This window comes from Amycolatopsis sacchari (assembly GCF_900114035.1).
GTDB lineage: Bacteria > Actinomycetota > Actinomycetes > Mycobacteriales > Pseudonocardiaceae > Amycolatopsis_E > Amycolatopsis_E sacchari.
In genome coordinates this window covers 1-12,380 of the sequence record NZ_FORP01000034.1, presented here as the reverse complement: position 1 = coordinate 12,380, position 12,380 = coordinate 1, and the positions used below count along the sequence as shown (strand labels likewise).

The window sequence follows — 12,380 nt, the reverse complement described above, 5'->3', positions numbered from 1 at the left end:
GCAGTAGGCTTCCCGCGTGCAGAGGTGGCGTGGTCTGGAAGAGCTCCCCGGCGGCTGGGGGCGGTGCGTGGTCACGATCGGCGTGTTCGACGGGGTGCACCGCGGGCACCAGGCGCTCATCGGCAAGACCGTCGAGATCGCCAAGTCCCGCAACCTGCCCAGCGTCGTGCTCACGTTCGACCCGCACCCGTCGGAGGTCATCCGCCCCGGCAGCCACCCCGCGCAGCTGACCACGTTGCGGCGCAAGGCCGAGCTGGTCGAGCAGCTGGGCGTCGACGTGTTCGCGGTGCTGCCGTTCACGCCCGAGCTGATGCGCATGCCGGCGCACGAGTTCGTGCACGAGATCCTCGTCGACCGGCTGCACGCGGCCGCCGTCGTGGTGGGGGAGAACTTCACCTTCGGCGTCAAGGCCGCCGGGAACGTGGCGCTGCTGCGGGAGCTGGGCAAGCGGTTCGGGTTCGCGACCTACGGCGCCGAGCTGCAGGGCGAGCGGGACGACGCCGCCGAGATCACCTTCTCCTCCACCTACGTCCGCTCGTGCATCGACGCCGGTGACGTCGTCGCCGCCGCGGAGGCGCTGGGCAGGCCGCACCGCCTCGAAGGCATCGTCGTCCGCGGCGACGGCCGGGGGCACGACCTCGGCTACCCCACGGCGAACCTGTCCACCCCGCGCTTCGCGGCCGTGCCCGCCGACGGCGTGTACGTGTGCTGGTTCATCCGCGCCGCCGACCCGGAGCGCCGCCTGGCGTCGGCCGTGTCCGTCGGCACCAACCCCACGTTCTCGGGCCGCGAGCGCACGGTCGAGGCGTTCGTGCTCGACGTGGACGAGGACTTCTACGGCCAGCACGTCGCGCTCGACTTCGTCGCGAGACTGCGCGACCAGATCAAGTTCACCTCGGTCGAGGACCTGATCCTGCGGATCGACGAGGACGTCGCCCAGACCCGGGGGATACTCGGGCTCGCCTCCGGCTGAGTCGCGTTCGCGAATCGCTGCGCCAAACCCCGTCCGCGCCGGCGCCGCGCCTGGCAAAATGCTCCTGCGCCCGCCGGGCGCGGCACAGGGGAGCAAAGGGGAGTACTGGCAGCGTGGAGGACTCGAAGATCGTCCAGCGGAACATCGCACTGCAGCGCGAGTGGTACGGCGAGCCGCTGGGTGACCGGGTGCGCAGGCTCGTCGTGGCCTTCGACGTGTCGCAGGCCTACCTGGCGGAGGTGCTGGGCATCAGCGCCCCCATGCTGAGCCAGGTGATGAGCGGCCGCCGCGCGAAGATCGGCAACCCCGTCGTGCTCGCCCGGATGATCATGCTCGAACGCAAGTGCCTGATCCCCGAGGTCGCCGCCGGCCACAAGGACGCGCTGATGGCGGCGCTGGAGGACGTGAAGGACGCGCGGCCCACCGTGGGCCGCGACAACATCCCGGTCGCCGCGGTGGACGACCGGATGGCGCTGGCCGCGCTGCGCGAGGTCGCCGAGGACGAGGACCTCACGGAGGCGGCGAAGCGCCTGGACGACGACTTCCCGGCGATCGCGGACCTGCTGCGCCGGGCCGGAGCGCAGGGGTGAGCTGACATGCTGCTGTTCTCGGCACTGCTACCGCCGGACCAGGTCGTCCGGTCGCTGCGGGCGCACCTCGCGCCGCTCCAGGAGGAGGTCACCGCGCCGCGGTGGGTCCCGCCGAGGCAGTGGCACGTGACGCTCGGCTTCTACGGCGAGGCCGATCCGGACGAGCGGGTAGAATGGCTGACGAAGGCGCTCGCCGGGCACCACGCCCCGACGCTGCGCCTCCAGGGTGCCGGGGCTTTTTCCCGGGTGCTGTACCTGGGGGTCTACAGCGAGGGCCTGACGGAGCTGGCCACCGCGGCGGGCGCCGGGGACGAGCGGCCGTACCTGCCCCACCTGACGATCGCCCGCACGGAGGGTGACGTACCGGCCGAGCTGCCGAAGCGGCTCGGGGGTTACGTCAGCGAACCGTGGACGGCACTCGAGGCCGTGCTGATGCGCAGCGAACTCACCGGTTCCGGCTCGCGCTACTCGATCGTGGCCCGGTTCCCCCTCGAGTCCCGGCAGGCCGGGGGAGGGGCTGCCTGATACCCTGAAACACCGGGTCCGGCTGCAGTCCGTGGCGGCCGTGACCGACTCACCCGGCGCGCACCCGCGTCCGGGCCGCACGGCACAGAGAAGAACCAAGGAGAACACGGCGTGGCGCTGTCCACCGAAGAGAAGAAGTCGATCCTCTCCGAGTACGGTCTGCACGACTCGGACACCGGATCCCCCGAGGCCCAGGTGGCCCTGCTGACCAAGCGGATCATCGGCCTCACCGAGCACCTCAAGGCTCACAAGCACGACCACCACTCGCGCCGCGGGCTGCTGCTGCTGGTCGGCCGCCGCCGCCGGCTGCTCAACTACGTGGCGAAGGTGGACATCGAACGGTACCGGTCGCTGATCCAGCGACTCGGCCTCCGCCGATAGCGCACTGGCGAGGGGGAGCGGCCGCCCGGTCGCTCCCCCTCGCCACATGACAGCAACAAAGAGGCAAGGCGAGAACCGCGCGAGGACTTCCCCGCCGGTCCTCGGTAGTGGCTTCCGGGACGCCTCCCGGTGGCTTCGATCGAAGACCGGCCTCGTTCCTCGGGCGTCACCCCGCACGGGCGGGGTGAGTTTCCCGCCGCACGAACGAGGAGAAACACAACTCATGACCGACGCAGTCGGCAACCAGGTGCACGAGACCGAAGCCGTCATCGACAACGGCCGGTTCGGCACCCGCACCATCCGGTTCGAGACCGGGCGCCTGGCCCGCCAGGCCGCCGGCGCCGTCGTGGCCTACCTGGACGAGGAGACCATGCTCCTGTCCGCCACCACGGCGTCGAAGCAGCCGAAGGAGCACTTCGACTTCTTCCCGCTCACCGTGGACGTCGAGGAGCGCATGTACGCCGCGGGCCGCATCCCCGGCGCGTTCTTCCGCCGCGAGGGCCGTCCCTCCACGGACGCGATCCTGACCGCGCGGCTGATCGACCGGCCGCTGCGCCCGTCCTTCGCCGACGGTCTCCGCAACGAGATCCAGGTCGTCGTCACGGTGCAGAGCCTGCACCCCGAGGACCCGTACGACGTGCTGGCGATCAACGCCGCGTCCGCGTCCACCCAGATCGGCGGCCTGCCGTTCTCGGGCCCGATCGGCGGCGTCCGCGTCGCGCTGATCGAGGGCCAGTGGGTCGCGTTCCCGACGTGGACCCAGCTGGAGAAGGCCACCTTCAACATGGTCGTCGCGGGCCGTGTGGTCGGTGACGATGTCGCGATCATGATGGTCGAGGCCGAGGGCACCGAGCAGACGCTCGACCTGGTCGCCGCCGGTGCCACGGCGCCGGACGAGGAGACCGTCGCCCAGGGCCTGGACGCGGCCAAGCCGTTCATCCGGGTGCTGTGCGAGGCGCAGCAGAAGCTCGCCGACGTGGCCGCCAAGCCGACCGGTGACTTCCCGGTGTTCCCGGCGTACCAGCAGGACGCGTACGACGCCGTCGCCGCGATCGCGACCGAGGACCTGTCCCGCGCGCTGACCATCGCGGGCAAGCAGGAGCGCGAGAACGCGACCGACGAGGTCAAGGCCGCGGTGCTGGAGAAGGTCGGGCTCGGCGAGGGCGAGGCCTTCGAGGGCCGCGAGAAGGAGATCGGCGCCGCGTTCCGCGCGCTGACCAAGAAGCTGATCCGCCAGCGGATCCTGCGTGACAAGGTCCGCATCGACGGCCGCGGCGTCACCGACATCCGCAGCCTGTCGGCCGAGGTCGGCATCGTGCCGCGGGCCCACGGCTCGGCGCTGTTCGAGCGCGGTGAGACCCAGATCCTGGGCGTCACCACGCTGAACATGCTCCGCATGGAGCAGCAGATCGACTCGCTGTCCCCGGAGACCACGAAGCGCTACCTGCACCACTACAACTTCCCGCCGTTCTCCACCGGGGAGACGGGCCGCGTCGGCTCGCCGAAGCGGCGCGAGATCGGGCACGGCGCGCTCGCCGAGCGGGCGCTGGTGCCGGTGCTGCCGAAGCGTGACGAGTTCCCGTACGCCATCCGCCAGGTGTCGGAGGCGCTGGGCTCCAACGGGTCCACCTCGATGGGCTCGGTCTGCGCCTCGACAATGGGCCTGTACAACGCGGGCGTGCCGCTGAAGGCGCCGGTCGCGGGCATCGCGATGGGCCTGGTGTCCGACGAGGTCGACGGCGAGACGCGCTACGTCGCGCTGACCGACATCCTCGGCGCCGAGGACGCGTTCGGCGACATGGACTTCAAGGTCGCCGGCACCCGCGACATCATCACCGCGCTGCAGCTGGACACCAAGCTCGACGGCATCCCCTCCGAGGTGCTCGCCGCCGCGCTGAAGCAGGCCAAGGACGCCCGGCTGACGGTGCTCGAGGTCATGCTCGAGGCGATCGACGGGCCGGACGAGATGAGCCCGTACGCGCCGCGCGTCACCAGCGTGAAGATCCCGGTCGACAAGATCGGCGAGGTCATCGGCCCGAAGGGCAAGATGATCAACTCGATCACCGAGGAGACCGGCGCCGACATCTCCATCGAGGACGACGGCACGATCTACGTGGGCGCGGCCGACGGCCCGTCGGCGGAGGCCGCGATCAGCAAGATCAACGCCATCGCCAACCCGCAGCTGCCGAAGGTGGGCGAGCGGTTCCTCGGCACCGTGGTGAAGACGGCCGCGTTCGGCGCGTTCGTCTCGCTGCTGCCGGGCAAGGACGGCCTGATCCACATCTCGAAGCTGGGCAACGGCAAGCGCATCGGCAAGGTCGAGGACGTGGTCAACGTGGGCGACAAGCTCCGCGTCGAGATCGCCGACATCGACAACCGCGGCAAGATCAGCCTGGTCCTCGTCAAGGAAGAGGACGAGAAGGCGGGCGACAAGGCCGAGGACAAGGCCGAAGCCAAGTAGGGTTTCCCCTTTCGCGAATGGCCCGTTCGAGCGCGTCTCGAGCGGGCCATTCGCGCGCTGGAGGAGTTAGGGACTTCATGGCACGACAGATCCCGGGCTACGAGCAGCCCGTGGGCAGCACCCGGAAACTGGACGAGGCGGTCAGGCGGACCGTGCTGCCCGGCGGCCTGCGGGTGATCACCGAGCACGTGCCGGGCGTGCGCTCCGCGACCGTCGGGCTGTGGGTCGGCATCGGCTCCCGCGACGAGCCGCCCGCCGTCGCCGGCGCGGCGCACTACCTCGAGCACCTGCTGTTCAAGGGCACCCGCACCCGCAGCGCGACGCAGATCGCCGAGGAGATCGACGCGGTCGGCGGCGAGTTCAACGCGTTCACCGCCAAGGAGCACACGTGCTACTACGCGCAGGTGCTCGACGAGGACCTGCCGCTCGCGGTGGACCTGGTCACCGACGTGGTCTTCGAGGCGCTCTGCGCGGAGTCCGATGTGGACACCGAGCGCAGCGTGGTGCTGGAGGAGATCGCGATGCGCGACGACGACCCCGAGGACCTGCTGCACGAGACGTTCGTCGGCGCGGTGCTGGCGGGGCACGCGCTCGCGAAACCCGTGCTGGGCACCGAGGAGTCGATCCGCGGCATGTCGGCGAAGGCGCTGCGGGGCTTCTACCGCCGCCGCTACACGCTGCCGCGCATGGTCCTCGCGGTCGCGGGGAACGTCGAGCACGCGCAGGTGCTCCGCCTGGCGCGCAAGGCGCTCGGCGAGCGGCTGTCCGGTCCGGGCACCCCGGTCCCGCCGCGCCGCGGCCGGGCCCGCATCACCGCCGGGCCGCGGCTGGAGCTGCACACCGACGACACCGAGCAGGCCCACGTGATGCTCGGCATGCGCGCGCTGTCACGGCACGACGAGCGCCGCTACGCGCTCAGCGTGCTCAACGCCGCGCTCGGCGGCGGCATGAGTTCCCGGCTGTTCCAGGAGATCCGGGAGCAGCGGGGGCTGGCGTACCAGGTGTACTCGTCTATCGCGGCGTACGCGGACACCGGGCACCTGTCGGTGTACGCGGGCTGCCAGCCGGAGCGGCTGGGCGAGGTCGCGAACGTGCTGCGGGACGTGCTGGGGCAGGTGGGCAAGGAGGGCTTCACCGACGCCGAGGTCGCCCGCGCGAAGGGCCAGCTGCGGGGCGGGCTCGTGCTGGGCCTGGAGGACACCGCGTCGAGGATGTCGCGCATCGGCAAGCAGGAGCTGAACTACGGGCTCTACGCGGGCGTCGACGAGACGGTGGAGCGCATCGACGCGGTGACGACCGAAGAGGTCTATGACCTGGCTCGCAGTCTGTTCTCGGCGCCGGGTGGGGTCTCCGTCGGCGCGGTGGTCGGGCCGTACGCTTCCCCGCAGGACCTGCCGGACGACCTGCACGAGGTGATTGCGCGATGACCCGCGGCGAGAACGACCCGATCCGAGTCGGTGTGCTCGGTGCCCGTGGCCGCATGGGGGCCCAGGTGGTGAAGGCCGTCGAGGCTGCGCCGGACATGACCGTCGTCGCGACGGTGGACGCGGGTGACGAGCTGTCGGCGCTCACCGGGGCCGAGGTCGTCGTCGACTTCACGCACCCCGACGTGGTGATGGACAACCTGCGCTTCGCGGTCGAGAACGGTATCGCCGCCGTGGTGGGCACCACCGGGTTCACCGAGCAGCGGCTGGAGACGGTGCGCGGCTGGCTGCGGGACCGGCCGGAGCTGGGGGTGCTGATCGCGCCGAACTTCGCGCTCGGCGCCGTGCTCGCGATGCGGTTCGCCCAGCAGGCGGCGCGGTTCTACGAGTCGGTGGAGATCATCGAGCTGCACCACAACCGCAAGGCCGACGCCCCGTCCGGCACCGCGGCCCACACCGCGCGGCTCGTCGCGGAGGCCCGCCGCGAAGCCGGGCTGAAGCCGGGCGCGGACGCGACGACGTCCGAAGTGGACGGTGCGCGCGGTGCGCTGGTCGACGACGTGCGGGTGCACTCGGTGCGCCTGCCCGGCCTGGTCGCGCACGAGGAGATCCTGTTCGGGCAGGAGGGCGAGACGCTCACCATCCGCCACGACTCGATGGACCGGACGTCGTTCATGCCGGGCGTGCTGCTCGGCGTGCGCGAGGTGCTGGGCAGGCCGGGGCTGACCGTCGGCCTCGAGAACGTGCTGGACCTGTGAAGGCCCGCAACCTCGCGCTGCTGCTGACGGCGGCGCTGGTGGTCTACCTGGTGCTGCTCGCCGACCGTGCGGTGCAGCTGCTGCGCACGGGCACCGGCGTCGGCATCGCGCTCGGCGTGGCGGTGTTCGTGCTGCCGGTGCTCGGGGCGTGGATGGTCGTCGCGACGTGGCGTTCCGGCGTGCGGATCCAGCGGCTGGCGCGGCGGCTCGACGAGGAGGGCGGCCTGCCCGACGTCTCCGACCTGCCGCGCCGCCCGTCGGGCCGGGTGGACCGCGCCGCCGCCGACGCGTGGTTCGAGGACCGCCGCGCGGAGCTGGAGGCGCACCCGGACGACTGGCGGTACTGGTACCGCCTCGCGTACGCCTACGACGTCGCGGGCGACCGCCGCCGGGCGAGGGCCACCATGCGCAAGGCGCTCGACCTGGAAGCCGCCGAGCACCAGCACTGATGTTCAGCTGAGGTGCGCCCAGGACGCGAACAGCGCGGGGCACGCGGCCAGCACGCTGTACCGGACGAACCGCCCCGCCAGCCCCGCGGTCAGGAACGTGGACAGGCGCATGTCGGCCAGCCCGGCGAGCACGGTGGTCGCCATGAACGGCGGCAGCCCGATGACCGAGCTGACCCCGTACGTGCCCGTCATCCAGAACGGGTGCCGGTGGCAGCGCTCGCGCAGGGCCTCCACCTTGCCGCGCAACCACTTCGTCCGCGCGTGCCAGCGGTCGCGCCGCCTGCTGGGCGGGCGCTGGCGGTGCAGCCGGTCGTGCAGCACCGGCGGCAGCTTGATCGAGCCGCGCGCGGCCAGGTAGTAGAGCAGCTTCCCGGCGATCTGCCCGATCGCGACGGCCGCGCCCACGAGGAACCACTGCGCGCCGGGCTCGCTGGACATCAGCCCCAGTACGAACACCTCGATGCTGATCACCGGGATCAGCGCCGAGCCGAAGGCGACCCCGAGCGTCAGGAAGAACCAGCCGAGCACAGCGCCTCCCGAGGTCTCCTGACGGATGGGCCCACTCCCCTGATCGGTGAGACGGGCCACTCCGTTTCGTGGTGGAACCCAGTCAACCGCACCACGATCGGGTGCACAGGGGGGTTCACCCTACTCTTCGCACCCTGCTGACCACCGCATGGCAACCTCCCGGTCACCCGCCGCTGGGAACCTGGCCGCGTGCCCGACGGACCTCCCGCCCCGCCCGCCCGGTTCGCCGCCCTGTGCGCCGCGATCGTGCGCCCGCTGCCGGTGCCCGTCCCGCCGAGCCTCGTGGGTTTCGCCCTCATCAACGGGATGACGTTCGGGGTGGACCTCGCGTTGCTCACGATCGCCACCTCGGTGCTCGGGCTGCCGCTGCCGCTGGGCATCACGATCGGCTACGCGACCGCGTTCGGGCTGGCGTTCGTGCTCAACCGGACGCTGAACTTCCGCTCCCACGCGCCGCTCGGCGGGCAGACGCTGCGTTACGTCCTGGTCGTCGCCGTGAACTACTTCGGGTGCATCCTCGGCATCGGTGCCGGCCTGGCCGCGCTGGGCGTGGAATACCACGTCGCGCGCGTGCTCGCCGGGGCCGCCGAGGCGGTGTTCATGTACTGCTCGCTGCGCTGGTTCGTCTTCTCCGGCGCCCGAGAGGGGACCCGCTCGAAGGTCGCGACACGCGGGCAACCATGATAGGAGCCGCCGCGTCTGTATGCCGGGATACTTCTCGTGGCTTAGGCACCTGGGAGAAGCGTTTTGAATTCAGTGGTCTCGACCTGGAGGCACGGGAGTACCGCCGCACGGGTGCGGCTCGCCCTGCAGCTGCTGCTGGCGCTCGGCCTGTTCTGCGCGCTCGCCTACTACGCGCACGGTATCCGGAAGTGGCCCACCGACGTCGACATCTACCGGCTCGGCGCGGACACCTTCCTCAAGGGGCACTCGATCTACACGCAGCTGCCGGTGTCCTCGATCGGCGGCGCGCTGCCCTACACGTACCCGCCGTTCTCGGCCGTGGTGTTCGTGCCGCTGGCGATCGTCCCGCCGCCCGTCGGCTACCCGCTGCTCACCGCCGCGACCTGCCTGGCGCTGTTCCCGATCCTGCTGGCCTACCGCAAGGTCTCGCCCGAGCTGAAGGGCCTGCTCGCGAAGCCGTGGATGGTCACCGCCGGCGCGTGCGTGCTGGTCGTCGCGCACCCGGTCGCGAACACGATCTTCTGGGGCCAGATCAACGTCCTGCTGATGATGCTGGTGGCGGTCGACTGCCTGTGGCCGAACCCGAAGTGGCCGCGGGGCGCGCTGATCGGCATCGCGGCCGCGATCAAGCTGACCCCGGCCGGGTTCGTGCTGCTGTTCCTGCTGCGCAAGGACTACCGCGCGGTGGTCACGAGCTTCGTCAGCTTCTGCGTGTGCACCGCGATCGCGTTCGCGCTCAACCCGGGTGACTCGTGGCAGTACTGGACCGACCGCGTGTTCCACGCGAGCAGCATGAACATCGGCCCGATCCACGCCAACGAGTCCGTGACCTCCAGCCTGGAGAAGCTCGGCCTCGGCGGCACGACGCTCACGATCGCCGGCGGGCTCGGCGTGCTGGCCGTCGTGGTGATGACCTGGCTGGGCACCCGCCGCGCGCTCGACGACGGTGACCTGGCCATGGCGCTGGGCGTCAACGCGACGGGCGTGCTGCTCGTCTCGCCGATCTCCTGGTCGCACCACTGGGTGCTGGCGCTGCCGACGGCGGCCCTGATCATGATCAAGGGCTACCAGCAGCACCGGTTCTGGCTGCTGTTCTCCGGCTGGGTGGGGGTCGTGGTGCTCTGGCTCGCGCCGCACTACCAGGTCCCGCTGGAGTACCAGATCTGGAGCTTCGCGCAGAAGGTCGCGGGCTCCAGCTACCAGCTCCTCGCGGTGATCTTCCTGATCGTGATGACCGTGCGGTGGTACCTCGGCCGCCGCGGGCGCGGGTCAGCCGACAAGCTCGATGTCGAGCTGACCGGTCAGGCGGACCTCGCGCAGCCTGCGCTCGCCGGTGTCGAGGGTGCGCACGGTGCCGTCCGGACGCCAGCCGGCGCGGCGGAAGAAGGAAAGTGACGCCGAGTCGGACTCGGCGACCCAGCTGATCCCGCGGTCCTTCTGCTGACGGCGCAGCCCCTGCGCGGCGCTGTGCAGGAGGCGGCCGCCGTGTCCCCGGCGGCCCCACCGCGGTTCCACCAGGATGGTGGCGATCAGCCCGGTGCGCCCGGCGTCCTCGGGCAGTTCGCCCGAGGCGCTCGCGACCTCCTCCTCGGGCGCGGGCCCGGCCACGCAGAAGCCGACGGTGTGGACACCCTCGGTGGCGACGTAGACCGTGGTGGCGGGGTGCGCGATCGCCTCGGCCCACTGCTGCTCGGCGGTCGTTTCGAGCTCGGCCAGCGCCTGCTCGCCGAGCAGGTCGGCGTAGGCGGTGCGCCACGTGACGAGCTGGATGCGGGCGATCTCCGGAGCGTCCTCGGGCACGGCAGCGCGGACTGCGGCTTCTGGCATGGCCCGGACACTAGCGACCCGGTTTTTGTCGGTGGGTGCTGGCACGATGACTCCCGATGGACACGATGAGCAACGCGGTGGCGCGGCGGGTCGCGCTGGCCGCACAGGGCTTCGCCGATCCCCGGCCCGAGGTCGCCACGCGCAGGCACCTCCGCCGGGTGCTGTCGCGCGTGCAGCTGATCCAGCTGGACTCGGTGAACGTCGCGGTGCGGGCGCACTACGCGCCGCTGTTCTCGCGGCTGGGGGCGTACGACCAGGCGCTCATCGACGAGGCGGCGTGGTCGCACAGCGCGCGGAAGCCGCGGATGCTGGTCGAGACGTGGGCGCACGAGGCGAGCCTGATCCCGGTGGAGGACTGGCCGCTGCTGCGCTCGGGGGCGAAGCGGGCGGGGTGGTGGCGGCACTACGCGCGGCTGGTCGACGAGTCGCCTTCGCTGGTCGAGGACATCCTCGCGGTGGTGAAGGAGCAGGGGCCGATCGGTGCCGGTGCCATCGAGCGTGAGGTCGTGGGGGAGTCGCGCCGCAGGCAGGGGCCGTGGTGGGACCGGTCGGAGGTCAAGAAGGTCTGCGAGTGGCTGTTCGGGATGGGGCAGCTGACCACGGGGACGCGCCGGTCGTTCGAGCGGTTGTACGACCTGACGGAGCGGGTGGTGCCGCCGGAGGTGCTGGCGCGGCGGGTCGGGCCGGAGGAGGGGGCGCGGGAGCTGGTCGCCCGCTCGGCGGCGGCGCTGGGGGTCGCGACGGAGACCGATCTGCGGGACTACTACCGGCTGGGCCCGGAAGTGATGAAGCAGGCGGTGGGGGAGCTGGTGGAGTCCGGGGTGCTGGAGCCGGTGCGGGTGCGGGAGTGGCGGCCGCAGGCGTACCGGTTCGCGGGGGCGCGGATGCCGAGGAAGGTCGTCGGGCGGGCGCTGCTGTGCCCGTTCGACCCGCTGGTCTGGGAGCGCGCGCGGACGGAGCGGCTGTTCGGGTTCACGTACCGCATCGAGATCTACGTGCCGGAGCCGAAGCGGGTCTATGGGTACTACGTGTTCCCGTTCCTGCTGGACGGTGAGCTGGTGGCGAGGGTGGACCTGAAGGCCGACCGGGAGGCGGGGGTGCTGCGGGTGCAGGGCGCCTTCGCCGAGCCGGACGTGGACGAGGTCCACGTGGCGGGCGAGCTGATGGCGGAGCTGCGGCTGATGGCGGAGTGGCTGTCACTGGACGGCGTGGCGGTCGGGGAGCGGGGTGATCTGGCACCGGTACTCCGGCGGGTGTGAGGCCGGGGGTTGGGCGCGGTGCTGGGGGCTGGGCTGGAGCTGGCGGCTGGGCGCGGCGCTGGGGGCTGGGCGTTGCGCTGGGCTGGGGGGCGGCGCTGGGACTGGGCGCGGCGTCGGGGGCTGGTGGTGCTTCGGCAGGGCGTTGTGGGCGCCTGATGCACGGGCGCGGCTGCTGTGGTGGCTTTGGCTGGCTCCCGACAGCAGTGCGAGGGGCGTCTGTTCGACGCCCCTCGCCATCCCCCTGACCTGGCGGCAGGCGCGGACTGAGGGAACACCCCCGGTCGCCTCGTCCTCGCCTTCCGCCGTTGGCAGGGCCAGCCGTCCGCCCTCGGCCTGCCCCCAAGCCCGGGCGCGTGCCCGCCGGCCGCACTGCCCCTCGCCCGGCCGCTCGCCGCCGGCGGCCGTCGCTCGTCGGGCCCGCTCGGCCTAGGGCGTGTCTGACAATGATTTCGGTTGTTGGCTGGGATGCTTCCGGGTGTGTCGCGGTTTCGGTTGTTGTCGGATGAGCAGTGGGCGTTGAT

12 protein-coding genes and 1 pseudogene are annotated in these 12,380 nt (G+C 71.6%); 11 read left to right on the top strand and 2 right to left on the bottom strand.

Annotation, left to right across the window (positions count from 1 at the left end):
• Positions 1 to 16 precede the first annotated feature (16 nt).
• From BMZ92_RS33305 to BMZ92_RS33270, 8 genes are all read left to right on the top strand, one after another.
• Positions 17 to 973, top strand: a complete 957-nt coding sequence (locus BMZ92_RS33305; RefSeq protein ID WP_091515971.1) for a bifunctional riboflavin kinase/FAD synthetase — start codon at positions 17 to 19, stop codon at positions 971 to 973.
• A 113-nt stretch (positions 974 to 1,086) separates the two neighbouring features.
• Positions 1,087 to 1,563, top strand: coding sequence for a helix-turn-helix domain-containing protein (locus tag BMZ92_RS33300; RefSeq protein WP_091515970.1), 477 nt, complete (start codon positions 1,087 to 1,089; stop codon positions 1,561 to 1,563).
• A gap of 6 nt (positions 1,564 to 1,569) precedes the next feature.
• Positions 1,570 to 2,088 (top strand): RNA 2',3'-cyclic phosphodiesterase, encoded by a 519-nt coding sequence (thpR, locus tag BMZ92_RS33295; protein ID WP_091515968.1) that lies wholly within the window; start codon positions 1,570 to 1,572, stop codon positions 2,086 to 2,088.
• Positions 2,089 to 2,199: 111 nt separating this feature from the next.
• Positions 2,200 to 2,469 carry a 30S ribosomal protein S15 gene (rpsO, locus tag BMZ92_RS33290; protein WP_091515966.1) on the top strand — a complete coding sequence of 90 codons (270 nt, stop codon included), beginning with the start codon at positions 2,200 to 2,202 and terminating at the stop codon, positions 2,467 to 2,469.
• 223 nt (positions 2,470 to 2,692) lie between these two features.
• The gene (locus tag BMZ92_RS33285; protein ID WP_091515963.1) at positions 2,693 to 4,930 is read left to right on the top strand and encodes a polyribonucleotide nucleotidyltransferase; all 2,238 of its coding nucleotides are present in this window, start codon (positions 2,693 to 2,695) and stop codon (positions 4,928 to 4,930) included.
• Between the two features lie 77 nt (positions 4,931 to 5,007).
• On the top strand, positions 5,008 to 6,357 hold the full coding sequence (locus BMZ92_RS33280; RefSeq protein WP_091515960.1) for a M16 family metallopeptidase: 1,350 nt from the start codon (positions 5,008 to 5,010) through the stop codon (positions 6,355 to 6,357).
• The gene (gene dapB, locus BMZ92_RS33275; RefSeq protein ID WP_091515957.1) at positions 6,354 to 7,112 is read left to right on the top strand and encodes a 4-hydroxy-tetrahydrodipicolinate reductase; all 759 of its coding nucleotides are present in this window, start codon (positions 6,354 to 6,356) and stop codon (positions 7,110 to 7,112) included. Before BMZ92_RS33280 ends, dapB begins: the two co-directional genes overlap by 4 nt.
• Positions 7,109 to 7,561, top strand: a complete 453-nt coding sequence (locus tag BMZ92_RS33270) for a hypothetical protein (RefSeq protein ID WP_091515956.1) — start codon at positions 7,109 to 7,111, stop codon at positions 7,559 to 7,561. The genes dapB and BMZ92_RS33270 overlap by 4 nt, the downstream gene beginning before the upstream one ends.
• A gap of 3 nt (positions 7,562 to 7,564) precedes the next feature.
• Here the strand turns inward: BMZ92_RS33270 and BMZ92_RS33265 are convergent, their stop codons facing one another.
• On the bottom strand, positions 7,565 to 8,089 hold the full coding sequence (locus BMZ92_RS33265; protein ID WP_091515954.1) for a YqaA family protein: 525 nt from the start codon (positions 8,087 to 8,089) through the stop codon (positions 7,565 to 7,567).
• A gap of 189 nt (positions 8,090 to 8,278) precedes the next feature.
• Here BMZ92_RS33265 and BMZ92_RS33260 point away from each other — a divergent pair, with 189 nt between their 5' ends.
• Positions 8,279 to 8,773, top strand: a complete 495-nt coding sequence (locus tag BMZ92_RS33260) for a GtrA family protein (RefSeq protein ID WP_245783406.1) — start codon at positions 8,279 to 8,281, stop codon at positions 8,771 to 8,773.
• A gap of 72 nt (positions 8,774 to 8,845) precedes the next feature.
• Positions 8,846 to 9,763: pseudogene (locus tag BMZ92_RS38445) on the top strand (glycosyltransferase family 87 protein); the annotation flags it as partial.
• A 279-nt stretch (positions 9,764 to 10,042) separates the two neighbouring features.
• Here BMZ92_RS38445 and BMZ92_RS33250 read toward each other — a convergent pair.
• A complete protein-coding gene (locus BMZ92_RS33250; RefSeq protein WP_091515952.1) occupies positions 10,043 to 10,600 on the bottom strand; it encodes a GNAT family N-acetyltransferase in 558 nt (185 codons plus the stop codon).
• 56 nt (positions 10,601 to 10,656) lie between these two features.
• Here BMZ92_RS33250 and BMZ92_RS33245 point away from each other — a divergent pair, with 56 nt between their 5' ends.
• A complete protein-coding gene (locus tag BMZ92_RS33245) occupies positions 10,657 to 11,859 on the top strand; it encodes a winged helix-turn-helix domain-containing protein (protein ID WP_091515950.1) in 1,203 nt (400 codons plus the stop codon).
• Positions 11,860 to 12,380: the final 521 nt, after the last annotated feature.